Here is a 22,828-nt window from a genome sequence, read left to right as displayed (position 1 = left end):
ATGGTGATAGCGGTGAAGGTGTCGGGCGACATTGTGACCGCGCGACAGGCAGGGCGGGAGCTGGCTGCCGAGCTGGGTTTCACGTTGACCGACATCACCATGATTTCCACGGCCATCTCCGAAATCGCCCGAAATATCACGAGTTACGCCGGAACCGGTGAGATCCGGGTCGCGGTGCAGGAGCGCGACGGCCGCCGCGCCCTGGTCGTACAGGCCCAGGACCAGGGTCCGGGTATCCGGGACATCCCCCGGGCTCTGGAAGACGGCTACTCCACCGGCCGCGGACTCGGGCTGGGATTACCCGGCGCGCGACGGCTGATGGACGGATTGATCGTGGAGTCGGCGCCCGGACAGGGAACGCTGGTGGAGATGTGGAAGTGGGTACCCACCGGTGCATGAGGACGGATCGGTCGGCACTGTCGAATGGGCGGTGGCGGGCCGGCCCCTGCCGGGTCAGCGCGTCTCCGGCGACCGGTCGGTGGTACTCGACGCCGGCGACGGATCGGTGCTGTTCGCGGTGCTCGACGGATTGGGACACGGGGCCGCGGCCGCCGATGCCGCCGACCGGGCCGCGCAGGTCCTGGCCGACAATCGCGCCGAACCGCTCGACGTGCTGATGGTGCTGTGTCATCGCGCGATGGCCGACACCCGGGGCGCGGCGGTCTCGCTGGTGCTGTTCACCGGCGACGACGAACTGCACTGGCTCGGGGTCGGCAACGTCGAATCGCGGGTGGTCGCCATCGGTCCCGGCAAGCCCGCGGTCCGCGCGACGGCGCTGCTGACCGGCGGAATCGTCGGCTATCTGCTGCCGCCGAATCTGCAGACCCAGACCGTGGCGATCCGGCCCGGCGATGTGCTGGTGATGTCGACCGACGGCATCGTCAGCGATTTCGTCGACACCCTGGATCTGGCGCGGCCGACCACCGATATCGCCGACGACATCCTGCGCCATCACGTCAAGGACACCGACGACGCGCTGGTGCTGGCCGCGCGTCACCGCGGTCCGATCGCGGGTGCGTCGTGAGCCGGTCGGGCCGGCCGACGAGCGCAGCCCGGATGCGGCGATGAGCGCGGTGCTGGCCGCGTTCCGCGAGGCGTATGCGAATGCGCTTCGGCTGCACATGGATTCACCCACGCAGAACACGCTCGCCGAAGGGTACGAACTCGGCCGGCGCGCACTGGTCGAGGGGGTGAGCATTCTGGATCTGACCGAGCACCACTTCCGGTTGCTCGACGAACAAGGTCTGATCGCCGGCCCCGCGGCGCAGCAACTCGACGGTGATGCCGCGCAGCGCGCGCAGGCGGCGCTCGAATTCCTGCTGCAAACCCTCGCCGCGCTCGATGTCGCCACCCGCGGCTTTCTCGACAGCACCCGCAGCTACGAATTGCAGCGGCTGCGCGCCGAGGATCTCGAGGGCCGCGACGCCTTCCGCACCGCCCTGGTGGAGTCGCTGCAGGACGGCTTCTTCGTCGCCGCCGACGACGGAACCATCACCGAGGTCAACTCGGCCTTCGGAGCGCTGACCGGCTACGGGCCCGACTCTGTCCCCTACCCACTGCCGCATCCGTGGACCGACGACGAATCGGCCACGCACTATCCGGCGCTGGGCACCGAGGCCGCCCGATTCGTGATGCCGGCCCGCCACCGAGACGGGCGGCGGGTGTGGCTGGCGGTGAGTACGTCGTCGCTGCGCAATCCGGAAGACGACGAGCGGCTCTTCGTCGGCACCATCCGCGACGTGACCGCCGAACACGACGCCCAGGCCCGCGACCAGGCGGTATCGCTGCTGGCCACCGCCGTCGGCGCCGCCACCACGGTGGCCGAGGTGCTGTCGGTGGGCCTCGAGGAACTGCGCCGGGCCATCGGCGCGGAAACCGCGGTGGTGTCGATGTGGGCGAATCGCCAGACCGCACCCGAGTTGTACGTCTCGGGCCCGGTGGCCGGCGGCGACGCCGTCTCCCGTCAGGTGATCGACGCGCGGGCGCGGGCGCTGCTGGACCGCACCCGGATGCGGCCGCATCGCGCCATGTTCGCCATCCCCGAAGGCGCGGCGAGTTCCGAGGGCATCGTGGCGCCGCTGGGCGAAACCGGTGACGCCGCACTGTGGGTGCGCTTCGCGGCGCCGCGGGCGATCAGCTCCGGTGACTGGGCGCTGTTCTCGCTGCTGGTCGGCCACCTCAGCCTCGCCGTGCAGCGCGCCCGCAACTTCGACCAGGCCCGCTCGACCTCGCTGACGTTGCAGCGGGCCATGCTGGGGCCGCTCGAACTGCCGCCCGGATTCGCGGTGCACTACGAACCGGCACTCCCCCCGCTCGAGATCGGCGGCGACTGGTACGACGTGGTGCAGTTGCGCGACGGAACCCTGGGCATCGTGGTCGGCGACTGTGTCGGCCGCGGCCTGTCGGCGGCAGTGGTGATGGGCCAATTGCGCACCGCCGCACAGGCTCTGCTGCTGCGCGGCGCCGGGCCGGCCCAGCTGCTGGCCGAACTGGACGCGGTGGCCGCCCGCATCCCCGGCGCCATGTGCACGACGGTCTGCGCCGCCATCCTCGATCCCGCGCGCGGGCTGGTGCGGTACTCCAGTGCCGGGCATATGCCGCCCGTACTCGCGTCGCCCCGGCAGACCGGCCGGCTGCTCGAAGGCGGGCGCGCGGTCCCGCTGGCCACCTTCGACACCCCGAACCGGCCCGAGGCGACCACCGCGATCGAACCCGGTTCGACGCTGGTGTTGTTCACCGACGGCCTGGTCGAGCAGCGCGGAATCGACATCGACATCCGGTTCGAGCAGATCGCCGACGAATTGTCCGGCGCCGCAACGCATCTGCCGCGCGAGGTGGCCGACGCGGTGCTGTCGCGGCTGCGCCCGGAAGCAGGCTACGACGACGATATCGCGATGGTGGTCTATCGCCAGCCGCCGCAGCCGCTGCACCTGGACATCCCCGCCGAACCCGCACGGTTGTCGGGTGTGCGCCGCGCGCTGACGTCGTGGCTGTCCGCGGCCGCCGTCGGCCACGACCTCGCCGCCGATCTGGTCGCCGCCGCCAACGAGGCCTGCACGAACAGTATCGAGCACGCGTATGCCCCGGACGCTTCCGGCCACGTGACACTCACCGCCGCCCATGTGCGCGGCGCGGTGTGCCTCGAGATCGTCGACACCGGGGCGTGGCGGCCGCAGCCCGAGGATCCGGGCACCCGCGGGCGCGGACTGTCCATGATGCGCGCCCTCGCCGATGAGGTGGAGATCGAGCAGACCGATGCCGGCACGCGGGTGCGGTTGACCGCGAAGTTGCCGCTGGTGACGTTTTCGGCGGCGAGCAGGGTCTGAGCTCAGTTCGTCGCCCGCACCGGGTTTCGCGTCTCGATGCCGAGGAGGCCGAGGGCGAAATCGGCGTACTCGGTGGCGATCTGCTCGGGAGTCGCGGGCCCGTCGAGCCGGAACCACTGCGGCAGCGACGTGCACATCGTGGCGATGGCCCGGCCCGCGACACGCGCGTGCGCGGCGGGCAGGTTCGCCTCGGCCAGGGCGGTGTCGATGTCCGCGTCGAGCAGATACTGGATCTCGTTGCGGGATGCGGTGATTCGCCGGCGATTGTCCGGCATGAGGCTGCGCATCTCACTCGCGCCGATGAAGGCCAGTTCGCGGCGGTGGGTGTGGAACAGGGCGAGGGCCTCGACCACGCGGATCAGGCGCTCGCGGCCACCGATCGCCTCGCCGCGCGCCGCCCTTGTGCGCCAATGCAATTCGTCCATGGTGAGGTCGAGCGCGTGGACGAGAAGTTCCTGTTTGTCGCGGTAGTGGTGATAAACGCCGGGCACGCTCATCCCGGCGCGGTGGGCGATCGACCGCATGGTCGCGCCGTGATATCCGGTCTCGACGAAGGAATCGATGGCGGCGGCCAGGACCGGATCGATGTCCAGCGGCGGGAACTCGCGCCAGGCACGGGCGGTGTCGCCCTCGGGCGTACCGCTCGTTCGTGGGCGCGGACGGGCCGGCCGCGGCGCGGGTGATTCGTCGATCAGCCATGCGACCGTGGTGCCGAGCGCCGCGGCCAGGGCACGCAGCCGGGCGATCGAGACGCCGGTCTTGTCGTTCTCGATCGCGCTGAGGGTGGCCGGGCTGACACCGATGCGTTCCGCGGTCGCGCGCAGCGACAGCCCGGCATCGGTTCTCGCCTGCCGCACCCGGCTGCCCACATTGTGTCGATCCTGCTCCGCACCGTCCATAATGTTCAGAATACCTGAACACTCTGGGCGGGCGCAGAACACCGAATTGACAGGCTTTATCGAGACATGCGAGTCTGCATGACAGGTGATCGCCGAGCGATCGTTCGGCGACTGAGATCGAGGAGTGGACGTGGCGATCGAGCTGTCCCTGCCGCCCGAGGTACACGAACTGACCGAACGTACCCGCGACTTCATCCGCGACCGGGTGCTGCCGCTCGAGGATGCGCACGACGGCGACATCACCGCGGCCGGTGGCGACGCGTTCCGCGTCGAACTCCAGCAGGCCGGGCGCGAGGCGGGTGTCTTCGCGCCGCACGCGCCGGTCGAATACGGCGGCCACGGTCTCGGGATGTCGGACCGCGCGCCGGTCTTCGAGGAGGCCGGTTATTCGCTGTTCGGCCCGACGGCACTGAATATCGCCGCCCCCGACGAGGGCAATGTGCACATGCTCGCGCATATCGCGAACCCGGAGCAGAAGCAGCAGTATCTCGCGCCGCTCGCACACGGCGACGTGCGGTCCGCCTTCGCGATGACCGAACCGGCGCCCGGCGCGGGATCGGATCCGTCGGCGCTGGCCACCCGCGCGGTCCGCGCCGAGGGAGGATGGCGGATCAACGGACGCAAATGGTTCATCACCGGCGCCGACGGCGCGGGCTTCTTCATCATCATGGCCCGCACCTCGGGAGAACCGGGACAGCGCGGCGGCGCGACCATGTTCCTGGCACCGGCCGACACTCCCGGCATCCGGGTCGGACGCCACCTCGACACGCTGGATCGCTCGATGGTCGGCGGGCACTGCGAGGTCTTCTTCGAGGACCTGCTGGTTCCGGACGCGGCCGTCCTCGGCGAGGTCGACCGCGGCTTCGAATACGCGCAGGTCCGCCTCGGCCCGGCCCGCATGACGCATGTGATGCGCTGGCTCGGTGCCGCCCGCCGCGGACACGACGTCGCGGTCGCGCACGTGGCCCGGCGCGAGGGTTTCGGTTCGCGCCTCGGCGACCTCGGCATGGTGCAGAAGATGATCGCCGACAACGAGATCGATATCGCCGCCACCCGCGCGCTGCTGACCCGCGCCTGCTGGGAACTCGACTGCGGCGAACCGGCCGCCAACGCCACCTCGATCGCGAAAACCTTTGCCGCCGAGGCCATTTTCCGGATCGTCGACCGCAGTATGCAGATGTGCGGCGGCCTCGGCGTGTCCGGCGACCTGCCGCTGGCGCGGCTGTCGCGTGAGGTGCGGCCCTTCCGAATCTACGACGGACCGTCCGAGGTCCATCGGTGGGCGATCGCCAAGCGCGCGGTCGGCGCCGCGAAGCGCGCATTGCGAGAAGCCGAATGAGCCTGCCCGGAATGGACGTCGCCGCGCTCGAGCGGTTCCTGCGGGAGCAGGGCGTCAACATGCGCGGTGAACTGCGCGTGGAGCTCATCAGCGGCGGCCGGTCGAATCTGACCTTCGTCGCCGCCGACGAGGTGTCGCGATGGGTCGTGCGCCGCCCGCCGGTCGCCGGGCTGACCCCGTCCGCGCACGATATGGCCCGCGAGTTCACGGTGACCCATGCCTTGCGCGAATCGGCGGTGCCCGTGGCGAAGACGGTCGCCTTCGACGCCGACGGCGCCACACTCGGCGCGCCGATGACCGTCGTGGAGTTCGTCGACGGCACCGTGATCCGCGATCAGGACGATCTCGCCGCACTCACCGACACCCAGATCGACACCGCCGTCGATGAACTGGTCCGGGTACTGGCCGAGCTGCATGCCGTGGATCCGGTCGCGGTCGGACTCGAAAAGTTCGGTCGCCCGGACGGATTCGTGACCCGGCAGGTGAATCTGTGGGCCTCCCAATGGGAACGGGTGAAGACCCGCGAACTTCCCGACGTAGCGGCCTTGCACGCCGCGCTGGCCGAGGCGGTGCCGGACCGGTCGGCGGCCTCGATCGTGCACGGCGACTTCCGCATCGACAACACCATTCTCGATGCGCGCGATCCCGGCCGGGTCCGCGCCGTCGTCGACTGGGAGCTGTCCACCCTCGGTGATCCGCTCACCGATGTGGCGTTGATGTGCGTGTACCGGGCACCGATCTTCGATCTGGTGCTCGGATCGCCGGCCGCGTGGACCAGCGACCGCATGCCCGGCGCCGACGATCTCGCCCAGGCCTACGCCACGGCGTCGGGCCGCGATCTCGGTGACTGGGGTTTCTACCTCGCATTGGCCAATTTCAAGCTCGGCGTCATCGGCGAGGGCATCACCCACCGCGCGCTGCGGGGCTCGGACGCGGGCTCCGCCGCCGAACGCGCGGCCGAGGCGACACCGGAGTTCATGGCCGCCGGGCTGCGCGCGCTGAAAGGAGTCCGGAAGTGACCGGAAATCACAAGTCCGCCCTGATCAGCGGGGCGTCCCGCGGCATCGGGCTCGGGATCGCGAATCGCCTTGCCGAACAAGGCTATTCGCTCACCGTCACCGCCCGAGATGCCGCACGCCTCGACGAGGTCGCCGCGCAACTGCGGTCGGCCGGCGCGGCGGACGTCATCGCCGTGGCCGCCGACATGTCCGATACCGACGGCGTCGAGCGGGTGGTGGCCGAGCACGCGAACCGGTTCGGCACCCTGTCGGCGCTGATCCTCAACGCAGGTGTCGGCACCGCCGGTCCGCTCGCCGACACTTCCGTGCGGCGCTTCGACAAGACCCTCGCGGTCAATCTGCGCGCGCCGCTGCAGCTCATCCAGGGCGCACTGCCGATGCTGCGCGCCGCGGCCGCGGCCGCACCCGACCGCGGCGCGAAAGTGATCGCGCTGTCGTCGATCACGGGCGTCTACGCCGAAGCCGGACTCGCCGTCTACGGCGCGGCCAAGGCAGCGCTCATCTCCCTGATCGCCACCCTCAACGCCGAGGAATCGGGTAACGGCATCAGCGCCACCACCCTCGCTCCCGGATATGTCGACACCGATATGAGCGCCTGGATCCACGATCGCATCCCGCCGGAGCAGATGCTCACCGTCGGCGACATCGTCGAAATAGTCGATGCCCTGCTGCGGTTGTCGTCGCGGGCGGTTGTCCCGAACATCGTGCTGTCCCGCGCGGGAACCGACGCCTACCGCGCCTAGCGACCTCGCTGCCGCCGGATTCCGGTCCGGCGGCAGAATGCGACGGATGGAGCGCACTTTCGAGGAATTGCTCGATGCCGCCGCGGCCGCACCGGTGGACGGCTGGGATTTCGAGTGGCTGAGCGGGCGGGCCACCGAACAGCGGCCGTCGTGGGGCTATCAGCGATCGATGAGCGCGCGTCTGGCGACCGCGACGGCGGCACTCGACCTCGAGACCGGCGGTGGCGAAGTGCTCGCCGAGGCCGACACGTTCCCGCCGACGATGGCGGCGACCGAATCGTGGCCGCCGAACGCCGCCGCGGCGACCGCGCGCTTGCATCCGCGCGGGGCCGTGGTGGTCGCCACCGCCGACGACGCACCGCTCCCGTTCGCCGACGCCGCCTTCGATCTCGTGACCAGCCGGCATCCGGCCGTGGTCCGGTGGGCCGAGATTGCCCGGGTGTTGCGGCCCGGCGGCACCACGACGACGAAGCCGCCGTGGCGCGCGCCGCGGGGCTGCGGATCGTCGACCTGCGCCACGAACGGCTGCGGATGGAATTCTTCGATATCGGAGCGGTCGTATACCTCCTGCGCAAGGTGATCTGGCTCGTCCCCGGATTCACCGTCGAGCGCTATCGCGACCGGCTGCGCGAACTGGACGACCGGATCCGGCGGGAGGGGCCGTTCGTCGCTCACTCCTCGCGCACGCTGTTCGACGCCGTCAAGATCTGAACCGGCGGGCAGCTGTCGGGCTCCACTGGCGCCGTTTCCGCAAGTTAGCTGCGAATTTGCTGCGGCCGATTCGAGAAGGAACGGCATTCCACGCGGGAGCGCGCCCGCACTCGCCGTCGCTAGCGGGTGTTCGCTTCACCGGGGAGCGGACACGATGAGGCGATGCAGATGACCTCACTACCCCTCCCGGGGCGACGCCGCCGTTCCCAAGATCAACGGAAAACCCGCCTTCACGTCGAGAATGACCCGGCAGATCCCAGCAAACCGCACCGGACGAACGCAGGCGTCAACCCCCGGACAGGGGTTTGCCCGCTTTCACGATCGGGAAATACCTTCTGAGTTTGCTAGGTATTCGCGGGTCTGTCCGCGAGAGGTACAGCGGCGGAACCGAACGGCGGGCGCACACCACGTCGCCGGTGGTTCCGGATTGCGGACGACGCGAGGAGGACTGCCATGACTTTTCTGGCACTCGGCTTTCTGCGCACGGAAGTCTCACGCCTGCACCAGGAATGGGATGCGGCGCAGATCCGCTGTCTGGCAAGACGTCTGGGATACACCCTCGCGGAAACGGTCACCTTCGGCGATCGCACCGACAATCCGGTGCAGTTCCTGATCGGCGCGGCGATCACCCAGGATGCCGAAGCGGTGATCGTGCCGAGTCTCGACCACTTCCCGGGCGCCATCGTCCCCGCCGAACTCATCGAGGTGACCGATGTGATCACTGTCCGGCCGGAACGCACCTACGCGCGCTGGCCCCTCGGGGAGCCGCCCGGCGCCGGCGGCGCGGTCTGACCCGTCACGACCGCTTCCGCCGCACCAGCCACACCGCGGCGACCGCGCCCGCCGCGCCCAGACCGATCGCCGGTAGCGGGATCTGCTTGACGACCTGCGCGGCCCGGTCCGCATTGTCCTGGGCGGATCGGGCACCGCGGTGCAGCCGCTCGCGGGTGCGACCGGGCACGTCGAGCTTGTCGCTGAGCGCCTGCACGGTGCGGCCCAGCTCCTCGCGCGTCAGATCGCGGTCGTAACGCAACGCTTCCGGATCGGAAGGGATGTTCATCGCCGAGTCCTCTCCTTGATGACGGCCACGTCTTCGCGGACGTTCGCGGCGGCCCGCTCGGGTATCGGCGGACTCCCCTTGCGGATGCTCGTCCGCCCGAGGAGGCCGAGGACGGCGGCGACCACGGCCAGCGCCGCGGCCACGATCAACGCGGAAGCCCAGACGGACAGCACCAGCGCCAGGGCCGTGATCGCGGCCGCGACCAGGGCGCCGAGGACGGCCAGCCCCAGCACGGCGGCGGCGCCGAGCATCCCCGCACCGGCGCCCAGCCGCTTGGCCTTGCCCTGCGCCTCGACGACCGCCAGTTTCGCCTCTTCGCGGACCAACCGGCTCAATTGCTCCGTGGTGGTGCCGACCAATTCGGCCACCGACGCCGTCTCCGGCGCTCGGCCGTTCTCGATATGCGACATCTGACAACCACTCCTCCGGGCACCGATCGAATCGGGCGAGCTCGCTCCGCCCGCGAGCGAACCGCCTGTCCCGTTGTCGGTCGCGATACCCGCGAAATCCGTGACGACACCTCCTCCGGTGCGCGGGGGCGACGGATTTAGCGTGCGGCGGGCGGTTAACTCCTTGCGCCGGAAAGCAATTGCCCGGCCGGAGAGAGTCCCGAGTACCCAGCAGGTAGATTGACAACCGTGACCAATACTTCCGGAGACGCGTATCCCCTCGCCGACGCGATGACCACCTCGGTCAGCGTGCACGACGATGCGACCGTGCTCACGGTGGCCGGCGAGGTCGACCTTGCGACCGCTCCCGCACTGGAGAGTGCGATCGAGGCGACCCTCGGCGGTAAACCCGCGGCACTGATCATCGACCTGTTGCAGGTGAGTTTCCTGGCCTCGGCCGGAATGGCCGCGCTGGTGGCCGCCCATCAGCGGGCCGGCTCCGAGACGCGCATCGTCCTGGTCGCCGAGGGACCGGCCACCAGCAGACAGCTCAAACTGACCAATCTCGATCAGGTGTTCGCCCTGCATCCCACGCTCGACGCCGCGCTCGCGGCGCTGCACCAGGGCTGAGCGCAGACGGCCGGCAGACCGGGAACGGACTGCCGGCCGGACCGATCAGACCAGCTCGCGCAGCTGTTCGATCAGTTTCACCCGTTCCCCCGCGGTCGCGGCCAGCGGCACCACGTTCAGCACCGTGACACCGGCCTCCCGGAACGCCGCCACCCGCTCCGCGACGAAGCTCGCCGAACCGATCAGCGAGATGTCGCGCACCAGCTCGTCGGGGACGACCTTGGCGGCCTCATCCTTCTTACCGGCCAGATACAGCTCCTGGATCCGGTCGGCCTCGGCGCCGTAACCGTACTGCGTGGCCAGCGAGTGGTAGAAGTTCTTGCTCTTAGCGCCCATACCGCCGATGTAGAGCGCCAGATGCGGTTTGACGAACTCCCGCAGTGGCTCCACGTTGTCGCCGATCGCCAGCGCCGGTCCGGCGTAGATGTCGAGCTCGCCGAGTTCCGGATCGCGTTTCGCCTTTCCGGCGGCCAGCGCCTCACCCCACACGTCGCAGGCCTTCTCCGGCAGGAAGAAGATCGGCTGCCAGCCCTCGGCCAGTTCCGCGGCCAACTGCACGTTCTTCGGCCCCAGCGCGGCCAGCAGTACCGGGATGCGGTCACGCACCGGATGGTTGATCAGCTTCAGTGGCTTGCCCAGTCCGGTGCCGCGTTCGGCGGGCAGCGGAATCGTGTAGTACTTGCCCTGGTATTCCAGGCGTTCGCGCCGCCACACCTTGCGGCAGATCTCCACGACCTCGCGGGTGCGGCCGATCGGCGCGTCGTAGGGCACGCCGTGGAATCCCTCGATGACCTGCGGACCCGAGGCGCCCAGGCCGAGGACGTAGCGGCCGTCGGAGACGTAGTCCAGACCCGCCGCGGTCATCGCGGTCAGCGTGGGAGTGCGGGTGTAGAGCTGCAGAATGCCCGAGGCCAGCTGCACCCGCTCGGTCTTGGCCGCCAGATAGCCCAGTCCGCTGACCGCGTCGTAGGAGTAGGCCTCGGGCACGAAGACGATGTCCAGGCCGGCTCGTTCCAGGTCGGCGACCTCGGCCGCGACCTCCTTGAACCCCCCCGCATAGTTGATGCCCAACCCGATCCGCATCTTATGCAACTCCGTTCATATGCAACTAGTTGCAGTGACGTTATCGCACTGCACCGCCCGCCACAAACCGCGATCCGCGATCGCGGCCGGGGTGGCCTCGGGTTCCATCCTGCACACCGCCCGCACGCCGTCAGCGACAGGGCGGCGCGGCCCGCTCGATGACCGGTCGCGCGGCCCGGTACGGTTATCGGCGTACGCACGCCGATTCCTCGAAACGGGAGGCCCCGCAGCATGTCTCAGGACACCGCATCGTCGCCGGACACCACGACGTTCGGAGAGTCGACGATCGGCCGCTACCTGGACGATCTCGCCGCCAAGATCCCCGCCCCCGGCGGCGGTGCGGTCGCGGCCCTGCATGCCGCCCAGGGAGCCGCCCTGGTGGCGATGGTGGCCCGCTACACCACCCGCGCCAAGGATGCCGACAACCGCCCGGCGATCGATCGGATCATCGCGGCGGCCGACGCCGCCCGTGAGCGCGCACTCGCCCTGGCCGATGCCGACGCCACCGCCTTCACCGCGGTCGGGGCGGCCTACAAACTGCCCAAGGACACCGACGAGCAGATCGCGGCCCGCAAGGAGGCGGTCGCCTCGGCGCTGTTGCAGGCCGCGCGGGTGCCGGCCGCGGTGGTCGCCGAAGCCGACGAGGTGCTCTCGCTGGCCGCGGATCTGCTGCCGATCGGCAATCCGAACGTGGTCACCGACATCGGCGCCGCCGCCGATGCCGCCCGTGCCGCCGCCGCCAGTTCACAATTGAATATCGCCATCAACGTCGGCTCGCTCGGCGACCACGAGGCCGAGGAGTTCGCGCCCGCGCTGCAGCGCATCGAGGAGATCTTCGCCCGCGCGGACGCGCTGCACACGGACGTTCTCGCTGCCGTCGTCGGCTGATCGCGCTACCACACCCCTCAGCTAAACCTCATTTGCCACACCGTAACTGTCGTTACGAAGCGAAAACTATTCCGGCGACCATGATCATCCGGAACTAGGATCGAGGTCCTGATACGCAAACCACCTGAGGGGGTGGAGCCATGAGGAACATGATGCGTCATGTGTTCCTGGCGACAGTCATCGCAGTACTGGCCGCAGTCACCACGGGCACCGCGGCAGCGGTGCTGGCCACACCGCAGACCACATCCGTGGCGTCGATTTCACCGGGCAACGGCGCCGTCGTCGGAATCGCCCATCCGATCACCGTCCGATTCACCGCACCCGTCACCGATCGCGCCCGCGCCGAACGGTCCGTGCACGTCGGCGCCCAGGCCGGAACGTTCTCCTGGACCAACGACAGAGAACTGGTCTGGAACTCCACCGGATACCTGCCGGCCGACGCGCGATTCACGGTGACCGCGGGCAACGCCCGATCCGAATTCCGGACCGACGGCGGGACCAGCGCCGATGCCGACATGTCCGCGCACACGTTCACCGTGTTCATTCCCGGACAGGCGCCGCGGGTCATGCCCGCCTCGATGGGTAAGCCGGGGCGCGAGACACCGGTCGGCACCTTCCCCGTGATGGAGAAGGACCGCACCATCATCTTCGACTCGCGCACCATCGGCATTCCGCTCGACGATCCGGAGGGCTACTACCTGACCGGCGAATTCGCCGAACGGCTCACCTCGGGCGGCGTCTTCGTGCATTCGGCGCCGTGGTCGGTCGGCCAGCAGGGTAATTCCAATGTCAGCCACGGCTGCATCAACCTGGCCCCTGCCGACGCCGAGTGGTACTACGACAACGTGAGTGTGGGCGATCCGGTGACCACCCACTGGTGATCAGCGCGTCGCTTCGGCCGCCTCCACCACGTGCCGCATCAGCAGCGCGGTGGTGACCGGCCCGACACCGCCGGGCACCGGACTCAGTGCCGCTGCCCGGCCTTCCACCGAGCCGGCGTCGACATCGCCGACGATGCCACCGTCAGGACCCTCGTTGGTTCCCACGTCGATGACCACCGCGCCCTCGCGCACGTGGTCACCACCGATCAGTCCGGCTCGCCCGGCCGCCGCGACCACGATATCGGCGGCCGAGGTGACCGCCGGCAGGTCGGTGGTCCGCGAATGACACACCGTCACCGTCGCATTCTCCGCCAGCAGCAGCTGTGCCAAAGGTTTGCCGACCACGTTCGACCGGCCGACGACCGCGACATGCCGGCCCGACAGCGCGATGTCGTGATGCTTGGCCAGCTCCACCACCGCCTGTGAGGTGGCCGGCGGGAAGCCGGGCAGTCCGGCGGCGAGCAGTCCCAGCGACAGCGGGCTGACGCCGTCGACGTCCTTGGCCGCGGCGATGGCGGAACTGACGTCGTTGAGTTCCACACCGGCGGGCAGCGGTGTCTGCAACATCACCGCGTGCACCGCCGGATCCTCGCTGAGTTTCGCCAGCGCTCCGCGAATCTCCGCGGCACTCGCCTGTGCACCGAGATCGTTTGTCTCGCAGTCGATTCCGAGTCGTCCGGCCGCACGCTGCAACGAGTTGACATACCACCCGCTGGCCGGATCGTCGTTGGCCACCACCAGCACCAGGCGGGGGGCGGCCCCGGCTTCGGCCAGTGCGGCGGCGCGGTTCTTCGTCTCTGCGTTGAGGTCGGCGGCGAGTTGTTTGCCGGTCAGCGGTATGGTGTCCACCCGGCCACCCTATCGGGCCGCGCACCTGCGCCGACGGCCACCGCCACCCCCCGCGAATGCCGACTCGAGCGGGGGCAAATCCGGGGCCCGCACCGATTCGGGTCGTATGGTGGGCACGGCTGTGCCCACGCCCCACCCCACCCACGCGGGATCCCGCTCGCCCGGAAAGGTGACAACTGCAGTGAACATCGCCAGACGTATAAAACATCTGCTCGTCGCGGCCTCGGCGGCCGCGCTGCTGGCCGGACCGCTCACCACGACGGCCACGGCCGCCGACGGACCCGCGCCGCTGTACAACTCCGCGCAGGAGAACTTCGTCAACGGCAACGACGCGGCAGGTCTCGCCGACCTGCGCTCGCTGCTGGACAGCACTCCCGACGACGCGCAGGCGCTCGCCCTGCAGGGCATCTGGTCCGACTACACCGGCGATCTGCTCACCCGCGAAACCGCGTTCAACCGGCTGGCGACCATCGACCCCGGCATGGCTCAGGGAGCCCGCAACCTCATCGGCGCCATCGGCGCGGCCGTGGGCACCCTGCCCAATCCGCTGCCGGCGCTGGTCGGCCCGCAGACCGGCATCGTGGTGCTCGGCTACGGGCTGCTCCCCGACGGCAGTCTGCGCCCCGAACTGGTCAACCGGCTCACCGCCGCGTGGTTGCAGGCGGTCGCGGCGCCGATGTCGCCGATCGTGGTGACCGGCGGCAATCCGCAGAACGGCGTGCCGGAGGCGGCCGCGATGGCGGGCTGGCTGATCGGCCACGGCATTCCGGCCTCCCGTGTGCTGGTCGAGGACCGCGCCAATTCGACCGTGCAGAACGCGCTGTTCAGCACCCAGATGCTGCGAGACGCCGGAGCGACCAGTGCGGTCGTGGTGACCTCGCCGAACCACATCCGCCGCGCGGTGGCCGATTTCATCGTCGCCGGCACCCGTGTGGTCGGGGCGATGACCTCGCTCGACCAGCTGGTGTCGCAGCTGCCGCCGCCGAGCAGGACCGCTCAACGCGGTATCTATCTCGACGCGACCCGCACCTTCCTGCTGCCGTCGGCCCGCTAGCCCGGCGCTCGCGCACGGAAGAATGTGGTTGACGCCGTGCCGACAATGATGGGGTGATCGACCCCGAAGCCGAAGAATCCGGCACCGACCCGATCGTGGCGGATCTGCGTCGCGCCGGATGCGTCTTCGCCGAGGAGGAGGCGGCCCTGCTCCGGCAGGCCGCATCCGCACCCGGCGAGCTCTCCGCCCTCGTCGCCCGCCGCGTCGACGGCATCCCGCTCGAATATCTGGTGGGCTGGGCCGATTTTCGCGGCGTACGGGTGGCGCTCGACCCAGGCGTCTTCGTGCCGCGGCAGCGCAGCGCGTTCCTGATCGACGAGGCACTCGAACGCACCGCCGCCCGGCCGGGTGAACGGCGCACCGTGGTCGACATGTGTTGTGGCTCCGGTGCATTGGGCCTGGCGGCGACGACCGCCCTGCGCGCCGGCGGGGTGGACGTCGAACTGGTCGCCGCCGATATCGACACCGTCGCGGTGGCGTGCGCGCGGCGCAATCTGGAACCGCTGGGCGCGCAGGTGTTCCAGGGCGACCTGTTCGCCGCCCTGCCCGGCGAACTGATCGGACGCGTGGATCTGCTCCTGGCCAACACCCCGTATGTGCCGACGGCGATGATCGCCCGGTTGCCGCCGGAAGCCCGCGACCACGAACCCCGCACCGCCCTCGACGGCGGCGAGGACGGACTCGACGTGCTGCGCCGCGTCGCCGATGCCGCCGGGCGGTGGCTGACGGTCGGCGGCTGGATGCTGGTCGAGATCGGCACCGTCCAGATCGACACCGCGACCGCGATCGTCGCGGCAGCGGGGCTGCGGCCCGCGATCGCGGAATCGTCCGACTACGGCGCGACCGTGGTGTGCGGAACCAGGACACCCGCCGGCTGAGCGGCGGGAGCTAGCTGCCGATGCCGCGGCGGAGTTCGTCGGCCGTGCGCAACCGCGCCCGCACTCCCGCCAGATCCGACTCGAGCGCACCGAGATCCGGCCGGGTTGCCGCCGTGGCATAGTCGGCGACACCCGCCTCGACCGCCGCGACCGCACGTTCGGCCTGTGCCCGCTGCGCGGTCCGCGCGTCGGGACGCAGCATCGAGATCGCGACCAGGTGGTCGTCGAGCGCCAGTGCCGACTGCTCCAGATCGGCCCGGAGGGTCACCGTTGCCGCCGTGTCGTACGCGGTCACCGCGCGCAACGCCGCCATCGCATCGCGCAGGCGCCGGTGCAGGCGGGCCTCCGGGTCGTGGGATCGCGCCCACGCGGACGGGGCGCGGGTGGCCGTGCCCGGCACCACCTGGTTCTCGGCGGCGATACGGCGGCGCTGATGCGCCAGGGCCACCGCGCCGACCGCGACCGCCCCGCCCACGATCACCAGGAAGACCAGCACGAGCAGTAGCAGCACGAACATGTCAGCTCCCGTGATGAACGACGGTGGTGTGGCCGGTGCTGTGATAGTGGGTTCCGCCGCCGTGCCACATCGAGAAGGCGACGACCGCGCCGATGATCAGCAGCGTGACAACCGTGACGAAGGCGGCGAGTTTGACCTTGCTCCACGGCCGCTGCCCGACCACCTCACCGGTCAGGCCGTTGATGTAGACCCGGAACGGGGTGTTCGCGTAGACCACGGTCAGCAGCCAGATCGGCAGCAGAATGTGCTTGTACGCCAGCGAATTCCAGCTCGACCGCAGATCGTGGACGCGCTGGCGGTCGCCGCCGATGTCCGCGCGCACGGTCTGCTCGATGACCTTCTCCATCCGGGTGCGGGCGAGCGGGAACATCTGCTCGGCGTCGCGATCGTAGGTGCGGGCCAGATGCCCGGCGACGTACTCCGGCGAATAGCCGGTGGCGTCGGCGACCGGCCAGGGTTCGAGTTCGGCCACGCGGGCGCTGTCGTCGATGTCGTTGGCGAGAATCGGCAGATCGTCGAACCGGTTGCCGACCTCGCCCATCGCCGGATACCAGCGGATTTCGGTGCGGCTCTTCAGCTCTCCGTCGTCCCAGTACCGTTCGGTGTACTCCTCGCCGCGTTCACCGCGATACCACGTGTGCACGTCGGCGTCATAGGTGAAATAGGCGTGGTAGACGCTGGCCAGCGAACCGAGCCGCTTGTACTTCTTGAACGCGGTCGGCGCGAACCACCGTCCGGAGACCCACTTCTCGACGCGTTCGCGCGCGGCCTTTTCGTCGATGCGAAACGGGACGACTCCGTCCACCGGCAACCGGGCGGGAGCGTTGTGCACGTCGTCGCGCTGGATCGGGGTGGCACAGTAGGGGCAGCGGGTCGCGGTCAGACTGCCGACGAATGTGGTGGTGCCACCGCAATTCTGGCACTTTACTTCTCGTTCCCCGGTGACCTCCGGTCCGGTGGTCACGGCCTGCAGCGCACGCAACTCCCCCATCGCCTGCCGCAGATCCCGCGCGACGACCGGTGCCCGCGGCGCCGACAGTGGCGAGTAGTTTCCGCAACTGGGACACCGCAACTGCTGCGAGGCGATATCGAACACCAACTGGCCGCCACAGGCGGCACAGGGGTAGGTCCGGGTGAGCTCGGTCCGGTGCAGCATCGCCGGGTCTGCGGCCGGGCCGCCGCCCAGTCCTGGCCCGCGATTCGTGACCGGTGGCGGTCCGGGACGACCGGCGACCGGCGCAGGATATCCCGCACCGACGCCCACCGGTGGCGGTGTCCCCCGATAACCACCCGGCGCGGGCGGCCGCAACGGAGGCGGCGTCATACCCTCTGCCTGGTGATAGCCGTCGAGCGCAGGTGGGCGCAGCGGGGGCGGCGTCATGCCCTCGGGTTCGCCGTGGCTGCCCAGGAGCGGTGGCGGCACCGGATACGAGTTCGATTGTGGGCGTGGGTCTTTCATCGGTCCCCCGGGTCGGCTGGTGTGCGGCTAGCCTGCGGGAGGCGGCGGGGGCGGCGTGCCGGGCAGCGGCGGCGGACCGCCGAACAACGACTGCAGTGCGGGCACGGTCGAGGCCGCTGCCCACGCGGACATGCCGGTGGTCCAGACGTTGGTCTGCGGGCTGAGACGTCCGGCGGCGACGAACTGGCGCAACTGATCCACCGGGAAGGGACCCGCGGCCTGCCCGTCGAGGTCGATGTGGAACTGCTGGTGCACCGGAAGCGGCGGCGGCTGCTGCCCATGACCCGGCTGGGCGTAACCGGCGGCGGGCTGGGCGAATGCGCCCTGCATCGCGCCCGCCATCTGCCCGCCCAGGGCGACGCCCATCCCGGCCTGCATCGCCGCGCCCATCGCAGCGCCGCCGGGATTCTGTGCGGCGGCGAGCATCGCGTCGGCCGCCTGCACCTGCTGGTACCGGTTCGGATCGCGGACATTGTCGGCGAATCCACTGGCCTCGACACCGCGGGCCACACCGCGGGTCATCGCCTGCTGGATCTCCTCCGGCAGCGAGATGGTCATGGTGACCGCGTCGACGCCCAGTCCGAACGACGCCACCCGCTGCGCCACGAATTCGCGTAGCTTGTCGGACAATTCGACCTGGCGCCCCTGCAGATCGATCGCGCCGAGACCGGTGGCGAGCACCATGTCCGAGAACGCGAGCGCGACGGTGCGCCGCAGCAGATCGGTGATCTGCTCCATGTCGACGACGCTCTCGGTGCCGATCACCTGGCGCAGGAAGACGGCCGGGTCGACCACCTTCACGATGGTGGTGCCGTTGGCGCGGACCTGCACCATGCGGAAGTCGGGATCGCGCACCGTCACCGGTTGCGGTGTGCCCCAGCGGAAATCGGTGACCGGTCGGGTGTTGACGAAATACACCTCCGACCGGAACGGGCTGTTGAACCCGTGTTTCCACCCCTGCAGGGTGGACATGATCGGCATGTTCTCCGTGGTCAGGGCGTAGTGGCCGGGCTCGTAGCGGTCGGCGAGCTGCCCCCGGTAGACGAAGACGGCCTGCTGGCCCTCGCGCACGATCAGTTCGGCGCCGTTCTTGATCTCGTTGTCGTAGCGCGGAAATCGCCACGCCAGCGTGGAATTCGTATCGTCGAGCCATTCGATGATGTCGACGAATTCACCGCGGATCTTGTCCATCAGGCCCATGCGTACTCCCGTCCTCCCTCGGCGCATTCCGCCGCGCAGAGTATGGCACAAACGGATTCGCCGCGGCCGCTAGCATGAGGCTTGTGGAGCAGCGATACGTGCGCAGGTCGGGACGGGTGATCCTCGCGGACGCCGACGACCGGATTCTGCTCATCGCCTATCGCGGCACGCTGGATCCGCTGTACTGGATCACCCCCGGCGGCGGGATCGATGCGGCCGAGTCGCCGGCGGAGGCCGCGGCGCGGGAATTGGGCGAGGAGACCGGATTGCGGGTCAGCGCAGCCGATCTCGGACCGCAGGTCGCGGTGGCGGCCGGGCATCTGGAGATTCCCGGATGGCTGTCGGGCATGTTCCGCGAGGACTATTTCTTCTACCGGCTGCCCGCCGGCGGCGCCGACCTGGACACGAGCGGCCTGCTGGCCTACGAGAGTACGGCCATCGACGAATTCCGCTGGTGGAGTGTCGATGAGCTCGCGAGCACCGATCAGGAGGTGTACCCACTCGGACTCGCCGGGCTCCTCGGCGAGCTGCTGGCGGGGCGGATTCCCCCCGAACCGGTCACGCTCCCGTGGCGCGACCGGCCCGGCGACACCTCGTGAATCGGCGAAGCCACTGGAATCGACTGGGCCTCAGGACTTGCGACCGGTGAATTCGTCCATCGAGTGGTAGACGCCCACCTTGTTCAGGTAGTAGTCGCGCACCTTCAGCGGCAGCAGACCGGAGATGGCGCGGTTGAGCCGGGAGGTCCACGGCAGCACGACCAGCGCCGCACCGTTCTTCATCTCCCGCCACGCGGTGTCGACGACCTCTTCCTGCTCCAGGATCGGCGTGAACAAGAAACCCTTGGCGCCGTCGAACATTCCGGTGTTGATGTAGGTCGGGCACACCGTGGTGACCTTCACGTGCTCGTTGCCGGACTGCTCGAGTTCCAGGCGCACCGAATCCGACCAGCCCAGCGCCGCCCATTTGGACGCGGCGTAGACGCTCATGCGCGGATTGGCGACCAGCGCCGCCGAGGAGGCGATGTTCAGCACTCGCGCCGGGGTCCTGCGGTTCACCATCGCGGGCAGGAATTCCAGCGCGATGTACATCGGCGCCAGTGCATTGATCGCCATCGTCTTGTCGATGTCGGCGCGGTTCCCGGTTTCCCAGAAATAGCCGTTGCCGCGCACGATTCCGGCGTTGTTGACCAGCACGTCGATGTCGCCGACCTCCGAGCGCACCGCGGCGCCGGCTTCGATGATCGACTGCTGGTCGGAGACGTCGACCACGTACTGGTGCACCCGGCTCACCGATCCGGAGGACAGTTCGGCCGCGGTCTGCTTCAGCGCGGTCTCGTTGACATCCCACAGCACCACGTCGGCGGCCTGTTCGCGTACCGCCCGCTGGGCGAAGGATTTGCCCAGGCCCATCGCCGCGCCGGTGATCAGTACCCGCTTGCCCGCGACCGTATCCATATTCGTTCCCTTTCCCGATATGCCCGAGCGGGCGAGATCATTTCTGCCGCAACGCCTTCATCACGCCGAAGTAGAGCGTCATGGTCTTCGCCCACAGCGCTTCCGACATGCCCGGCAGCGGCGCGATCGGCAGCGCGCGCTGGACCGCGATGGTCTGGGTGTCGACGTATTTGAGCAGCCCCTCCGGCCCGTGGCGACGACCGCTGCCGGAGATGCCGAGCCCGCCGGAGGGGGCCGCGACACTGCCCCACGCGGCGATGAAGCCCTCGTTCACATTCACCGATCCGGCGTGGATGCGGGCGGCGATCTCGCGGGCGCGTCCGGTATCGCGGCTCCACACACTGGCGTTGAGACCGTAGGCGGTGTCGTTGGCCTGGTCGACGGCCTCGTCGTCGCTGTGGACGCGGTAGATCGAGACGACCGGGCCGAAGGTCTCCTCGCGGTAGACGGTCATCCCCGGTCGCACCCCGGCCAGGACGGTCGGCTCGTAGAAGTACGGGCCGAGGTCCGGCCGCGCGCGGCCGCCGGCCAGTACGGTCGCGCCCTTGGCGACGGCGTCCCGGACGTGTTCGGTGACCGTGTCGAGCTGGCGCGGGAAGGTCAGCGAACCCATCTCGTAGGAGTAGTCGAGCGCCGAGCCGAGCCGCAAAGCCTGTGTGGCGGAGGTGAATTCGCGGACGAATCGATCGTAGACGCGGTCGTGCACATAGATGCGCTCGATGGATTCGCACAGTTGCCCGGCCGAGGCGAAACAGGCGCGCACCGCGATCTTGGCGGCCGCGCTCACATCGGCGTCGGCGAGTACCAGCAGCGGATTCTTGCCGCCCAGTTCGAGCGAGTAACCGATGAGCCGCTCCCCCGCCTGCCGGGCGATGGTCCGGCCGGTGGCGCTGGAACCGGTGTAGTCGACGTAGTCGGCGCGCGCGATCACGTCACCGCCGATCACCGAGCCGCGGCCCAGTACCGCCTGCCAGAGCCCGGCGGGCAGGCCGGCGCGTTCGGCGGCGTCGATCGCCCACAGTGCGGTGAGCGCGGTCTGGTTGTCGGGTCGCGCGACGACGGCGTTACCGGCCATCAGCGCGGGCAGCGCGTCGGACACGGCGAGGGCCAAGGGGTAGTTCCACGGCGAGATCACCGCGACCACACCCTTGGGCCGATTGCGGACCTCGACCTTGGTGAGCACCGGCAGCACACCGCGCGGGTTGCGCGAGGCGAGCAGCCGTTCGGCCGCGGCGGCGTAGTAGCGAGCGTTGACCACCACATCCCCGACCTCGTCGAAGGCGTGCACGCGGGACTTGCCGGCCTCGGTCTGGACGATGTCGAGGATGGTGTCCTGTTCGGCCAGGACCAGGTCGTGGAAACGGCGCAGCACCGCCACGCGCTCACGCACGGGAACCCGCGCCCACTGCCGCTGCGCGCTGCGGGCGGTCGCGAAGGCGGACTCGATATCGGCGGTGGACGACTGCGGCAGATCGGCGATCTTCGCGCCGGTGGCCGGGGCGGAGACCACTACCGAGGGAGCGCCACCCGCGGTGGCGTGCGCGAGCAGGCGATCCACCAACTCCTGCGGCAGGGCCGCAGCAGCGGCGAGGTCTGGGGCGGTCGTCATTGTCGGCCCTCTCGGTCGGCAGGCGTCAACAATTTGTTGAACACCAGTGTTAGATTAACACCGATGTTAGATTAACGGGGCGATGCCGGGCCATGTCAAGTCCGCACAACCGATCAGGGAGGTACCACGGATGCCGCAGGACGGGGTGGTCACCACTCACAACGGCGCGGCTCGCCGGGGCCGGCCGCCGCAGACGCCCGCACAGGCCGACGAGGTGCGTTCCCGCATCGTCGCCGCCACCGCCGCGGTGTTCACCGAATCCGGTTCGCGCGGACTGAGTGTCGCGCGCATCATCGAACAGGCCGGGATCTCGCGACCCACCTTCTACCGCTATTTCGCCAACGCCACGGCCCCGCTCGACGTGGTCCTCACGCAGTCCAACGAGGGCCTGGTGGGCGGTATCCGCCGGGCCCTGGAGGAGTCCGAGGAGCCGGTGGCACTCGGCATCGGCATCATCGACGCCTACCTGGACTGGGCCCGGGGACACGGGCCGATGCTGCGCCCGGTGTTCGCGGAATTGCACGATCCGGCCTCACCGGTCTCGGCGTACCGGGAGCAGGCCTTCGACGATATCCGCGCGCTGGTGCGGGAGAAGTTCGCGGTGCTGGGACGGCAGTTGCCCGCACCGCTGGACCTCGACACCGCCCTGCAGGTCTGCGCATTCGTGGTCTACCAGGTGTCGCTGGCCACCGCACCGGGCGCGGACCCGGATCCCGAGGCGGTCGCCGAGGCCCGGCTGACGATGATCCGCACGGTGCTGGTCACCCTCGGCCGACGCGAGGATGTCGAACTCGCCCTGACGATTCCGGGCATCTTCCTGCCCGTACAGAGCTGAAC

The 22,828-nt window shown here is 69.5% G+C and carries 24 protein-coding genes and 1 pseudogene; 15 read left to right on the top strand and 10 right to left on the bottom strand.

Going from position 1 to position 22,828, the window contains the following annotated elements; translation table 11 throughout:
* The 3 genes from IRT45_RS08165 to IRT45_RS08155 are packed head-to-tail and all read left to right on the top strand — an operon-like array spanning position 1 to position 3,326.
* Positions 1-399: an ATP-binding protein gene (locus IRT45_RS08165; RefSeq protein WP_174372303.1), complete on the top strand. Its 399-nt coding sequence runs from the start codon at positions 1-3 to the stop codon at positions 397-399.
* Positions 392-1,024 (top strand): SpoIIE family protein phosphatase, encoded by a 633-nt coding sequence (locus IRT45_RS08160; protein ID WP_194805243.1) that lies wholly within the window; start codon positions 392-394, stop codon positions 1,022-1,024. Before IRT45_RS08165 ends, IRT45_RS08160 begins: the two co-directional genes overlap by 8 nt.
* The gene (locus tag IRT45_RS08155) at positions 1,014-3,326 is read left to right on the top strand and encodes a SpoIIE family protein phosphatase (RefSeq protein ID WP_375540070.1); all 2,313 of its coding nucleotides are present in this window, start codon (positions 1,014-1,016) and stop codon (positions 3,324-3,326) included. Before IRT45_RS08160 ends, IRT45_RS08155 begins: the two co-directional genes overlap by 11 nt.
* 2 nt (positions 3,327-3,328) lie before the next feature.
* On the opposite strand, the gene IRT45_RS08150 is transcribed toward IRT45_RS08155, so the two are convergent.
* Complete coding sequence (locus IRT45_RS08150) at positions 3,329-4,225, bottom strand: TetR family transcriptional regulator (protein ID WP_194805242.1); 897 nt, start codon at positions 4,223-4,225, stop codon at positions 3,329-3,331.
* Positions 4,226-4,355: 130 nt separating this feature from the next.
* On the opposite strand from IRT45_RS08150, the gene IRT45_RS08145 reads away from it, so the two are divergent.
* From IRT45_RS08145 to IRT45_RS08125, 5 genes and pseudogenes are all read left to right on the top strand, one after another.
* A complete protein-coding gene (locus tag IRT45_RS08145) occupies positions 4,356-5,564 on the top strand; it encodes an acyl-CoA dehydrogenase family protein (RefSeq protein WP_194805241.1) in 1,209 nt (402 codons plus the stop codon).
* Complete coding sequence (locus tag IRT45_RS08140; protein WP_194805240.1) at positions 5,561-6,583, top strand: phosphotransferase family protein; 1,023 nt, start codon at positions 5,561-5,563, stop codon at positions 6,581-6,583. Before IRT45_RS08145 ends, IRT45_RS08140 begins: the two co-directional genes overlap by 4 nt.
* Positions 6,580-7,326: an SDR family oxidoreductase gene (locus IRT45_RS08135; protein WP_194805239.1), complete on the top strand. Its 747-nt coding sequence runs from the start codon at positions 6,580-6,582 to the stop codon at positions 7,324-7,326. The genes IRT45_RS08140 and IRT45_RS08135 overlap by 4 nt, the downstream gene beginning before the upstream one ends.
* A gap of 46 nt (positions 7,327-7,372) precedes the next feature.
* Positions 7,373-8,037 (top strand): annotated as a pseudogene (locus IRT45_RS08130) (methyltransferase domain-containing protein).
* A gap of 453 nt (positions 8,038-8,490) precedes the next feature.
* Positions 8,491-8,829: a hypothetical protein gene (locus IRT45_RS08125; protein ID WP_194805238.1), complete on the top strand. Its 339-nt coding sequence runs from the start codon at positions 8,491-8,493 to the stop codon at positions 8,827-8,829.
* 4 nt (positions 8,830-8,833) lie between these two features.
* Here the strand turns inward: IRT45_RS08125 and IRT45_RS08120 are convergent, their stop codons facing one another.
* A complete protein-coding gene (locus IRT45_RS08120) occupies positions 8,834-9,097 on the bottom strand; it encodes a DUF3618 domain-containing protein (protein ID WP_194805237.1) in 264 nt (87 codons plus the stop codon).
* Complete coding sequence (locus IRT45_RS08115) at positions 9,094-9,507, bottom strand: phage holin family protein (protein ID WP_194805236.1); 414 nt, start codon at positions 9,505-9,507, stop codon at positions 9,094-9,096. Before IRT45_RS08115 ends, IRT45_RS08120 begins: the two co-directional genes overlap by 4 nt.
* Before the next feature lie 270 nt (positions 9,508-9,777).
* Between IRT45_RS08115 and IRT45_RS08110 the strand changes: the two genes are divergently transcribed.
* Entirely contained in the window at positions 9,778-10,116 is a 339-nt protein-coding gene (locus tag IRT45_RS08110; protein WP_194805335.1) for an STAS domain-containing protein, read from the top strand.
* A gap of 45 nt (positions 10,117-10,161) precedes the next feature.
* Here the strand turns inward: IRT45_RS08110 and IRT45_RS08105 are convergent, their stop codons facing one another.
* Complete coding sequence (locus IRT45_RS08105) at positions 10,162-11,199, bottom strand: LLM class F420-dependent oxidoreductase (RefSeq protein WP_194805235.1); 1,038 nt, start codon at positions 11,197-11,199, stop codon at positions 10,162-10,164.
* Positions 11,200-11,430: 231 nt separating this feature from the next.
* Between IRT45_RS08105 and IRT45_RS08100 the strand changes: the two genes are divergently transcribed.
* Positions 11,431-12,087, top strand: coding sequence for a cyclodeaminase/cyclohydrolase family protein (locus IRT45_RS08100; RefSeq protein WP_194805234.1), 657 nt, complete (start codon positions 11,431-11,433; stop codon positions 12,085-12,087).
* A 140-nt stretch (positions 12,088-12,227) separates the two neighbouring features.
* A complete protein-coding gene (locus tag IRT45_RS08095; RefSeq protein ID WP_194805233.1) occupies positions 12,228-12,968 on the top strand; it encodes a L,D-transpeptidase family protein in 741 nt (246 codons plus the stop codon).
* On the opposite strand, the gene IRT45_RS08090 is transcribed toward IRT45_RS08095, so the two are convergent.
* Positions 12,969-13,817, bottom strand: a complete 849-nt coding sequence (locus IRT45_RS08090; protein WP_194805232.1) for a bifunctional 5,10-methylenetetrahydrofolate dehydrogenase/5,10-methenyltetrahydrofolate cyclohydrolase — start codon at positions 13,815-13,817, stop codon at positions 12,969-12,971.
* A gap of 181 nt (positions 13,818-13,998) precedes the next feature.
* Here IRT45_RS08090 and IRT45_RS08085 point away from each other — a divergent pair, with 181 nt between their 5' ends.
* Both IRT45_RS08085 and IRT45_RS08080 read left to right on the top strand, forming a co-directional pair.
* The gene (locus tag IRT45_RS08085; RefSeq protein ID WP_309240843.1) at positions 13,999-14,871 is read left to right on the top strand and encodes a YdcF family protein; all 873 of its coding nucleotides are present in this window, start codon (positions 13,999-14,001) and stop codon (positions 14,869-14,871) included.
* Between the two features lie 53 nt (positions 14,872-14,924).
* Positions 14,925-15,749 (top strand): putative protein N(5)-glutamine methyltransferase, encoded by an 825-nt coding sequence (locus tag IRT45_RS08080; RefSeq protein ID WP_309240842.1) that lies wholly within the window; start codon positions 14,925-14,927, stop codon positions 15,747-15,749.
* Positions 15,750-15,759: 10 nt separating this feature from the next.
* Here the strand turns inward: IRT45_RS08080 and IRT45_RS08075 are convergent, their stop codons facing one another.
* The 3 genes from IRT45_RS08075 to IRT45_RS08065 form a co-directional block, all read right to left on the bottom strand.
* Positions 15,760-16,266, bottom strand: a complete 507-nt coding sequence (locus IRT45_RS08075) for a hypothetical protein (RefSeq protein ID WP_194805230.1) — start codon at positions 16,264-16,266, stop codon at positions 15,760-15,762.
* A 1-nt stretch (position 16,267) separates the two neighbouring features.
* On the bottom strand, positions 16,268-17,689 hold the full coding sequence (locus IRT45_RS08070) for a hypothetical protein (protein ID WP_194805229.1): 1,422 nt from the start codon (positions 17,687-17,689) through the stop codon (positions 16,268-16,270).
* 63 nt (positions 17,690-17,752) lie between these two features.
* The gene (locus IRT45_RS08065; RefSeq protein ID WP_194805228.1) at positions 17,753-18,925 is read right to left on the bottom strand and encodes an SPFH domain-containing protein; all 1,173 of its coding nucleotides are present in this window, start codon (positions 18,923-18,925) and stop codon (positions 17,753-17,755) included.
* 83 nt (positions 18,926-19,008) lie between these two features.
* On the opposite strand from IRT45_RS08065, the gene IRT45_RS08060 reads away from it, so the two are divergent.
* A complete protein-coding gene (locus tag IRT45_RS08060; protein ID WP_309240841.1) occupies positions 19,009-19,524 on the top strand; it encodes an NUDIX domain-containing protein in 516 nt (171 codons plus the stop codon).
* Positions 19,525-19,554: 30 nt separating this feature from the next.
* On the opposite strand, the gene IRT45_RS08055 is transcribed toward IRT45_RS08060, so the two are convergent.
* Both IRT45_RS08055 and IRT45_RS08050 read right to left on the bottom strand, forming a co-directional pair.
* A complete protein-coding gene (locus IRT45_RS08055; protein WP_194805226.1) occupies positions 19,555-20,382 on the bottom strand; it encodes an SDR family NAD(P)-dependent oxidoreductase in 828 nt (275 codons plus the stop codon).
* Between the two features lie 37 nt (positions 20,383-20,419).
* Positions 20,420-21,991 (bottom strand): succinic semialdehyde dehydrogenase, encoded by a 1,572-nt coding sequence (locus IRT45_RS08050; protein ID WP_194805225.1) that lies wholly within the window; start codon positions 21,989-21,991, stop codon positions 20,420-20,422.
* A 130-nt stretch (positions 21,992-22,121) separates the two neighbouring features.
* Between IRT45_RS08050 and IRT45_RS08045 the strand changes: the two genes are divergently transcribed.
* Positions 22,122-22,826, top strand: coding sequence for a TetR/AcrR family transcriptional regulator (locus IRT45_RS08045; RefSeq protein WP_194805224.1), 705 nt, complete (start codon positions 22,122-22,124; stop codon positions 22,824-22,826).
* The last annotated feature ends 2 nt before the right edge of the window (positions 22,827-22,828 follow it).

This window comes from Nocardia sp. BSTN01 (assembly GCF_015354405.1).
Taxonomy (GTDB): Bacteria; Actinomycetota; Actinomycetes; order Mycobacteriales; family Mycobacteriaceae; genus Nocardia.
This window is presented reverse-complemented; position numbering and strand designations above follow the sequence as displayed.

What these genes read in the sequence shown, in the direction of transcription:
- IRT45_RS08165 (WP_174372303.1), top strand. Translation starts at nt 1, where the DNA reads ATGGTGATAGCGGTGAAGGTGTCGGGCGACATTGTGACCGCGCGACAG.
- IRT45_RS08150 (WP_194805242.1), bottom strand. Translation starts at nt 4,225, where the DNA reads ATGGACGGTGCGGAGCAGGATCGACACAATGTGGGCAGCCGGGTGCGG.
- IRT45_RS08140 (WP_194805240.1), top strand. Translation starts at nt 5,561, where the DNA reads ATGAGCCTGCCCGGAATGGACGTCGCCGCGCTCGAGCGGTTCCTGCGG.
- IRT45_RS08125 (WP_194805238.1), top strand. Translation starts at nt 8,491, where the DNA reads ATGACTTTTCTGGCACTCGGCTTTCTGCGCACGGAAGTCTCACGCCTG.
- IRT45_RS08120 (WP_194805237.1), bottom strand. Translation starts at nt 9,097, where the DNA reads ATGAACATCCCTTCCGATCCGGAAGCGTTGCGTTACGACCGCGATCTG.
- IRT45_RS08115 (WP_194805236.1), bottom strand. Translation starts at nt 9,507, where the DNA reads ATGTCGCATATCGAGAACGGCCGAGCGCCGGAGACGGCGTCGGTGGCC.
- IRT45_RS08110 (WP_194805335.1), top strand. Translation starts at nt 9,778, where the DNA reads ATGACCACCTCGGTCAGCGTGCACGACGATGCGACCGTGCTCACGGTG.
- IRT45_RS08105 (WP_194805235.1), bottom strand. Translation starts at nt 11,199, where the DNA reads ATGCGGATCGGGTTGGGCATCAACTATGCGGGGGGGTTCAAGGAGGTC.
- IRT45_RS08100 (WP_194805234.1), top strand. Translation starts at nt 11,431, where the DNA reads ATGTCTCAGGACACCGCATCGTCGCCGGACACCACGACGTTCGGAGAG.
- IRT45_RS08095 (WP_194805233.1), top strand. Translation starts at nt 12,228, where the DNA reads ATGAGGAACATGATGCGTCATGTGTTCCTGGCGACAGTCATCGCAGTA.
- IRT45_RS08075 (WP_194805230.1), bottom strand. Translation starts at nt 16,266, where the DNA reads ATGTTCGTGCTGCTACTGCTCGTGCTGGTCTTCCTGGTGATCGTGGGC.
- IRT45_RS08065 (WP_194805228.1), bottom strand. Translation starts at nt 18,925, where the DNA reads ATGGGCCTGATGGACAAGATCCGCGGTGAATTCGTCGACATCATCGAA.
- IRT45_RS08055 (WP_194805226.1), bottom strand. Translation starts at nt 20,382, where the DNA reads ATGGATACGGTCGCGGGCAAGCGGGTACTGATCACCGGCGCGGCGATG.
- IRT45_RS08050 (WP_194805225.1), bottom strand. Translation starts at nt 21,991, where the DNA reads ATGACGACCGCCCCAGACCTCGCCGCTGCTGCGGCCCTGCCGCAGGAG.
- IRT45_RS08045 (WP_194805224.1), top strand. Translation starts at nt 22,122, where the DNA reads ATGCCGCAGGACGGGGTGGTCACCACTCACAACGGCGCGGCTCGCCGG.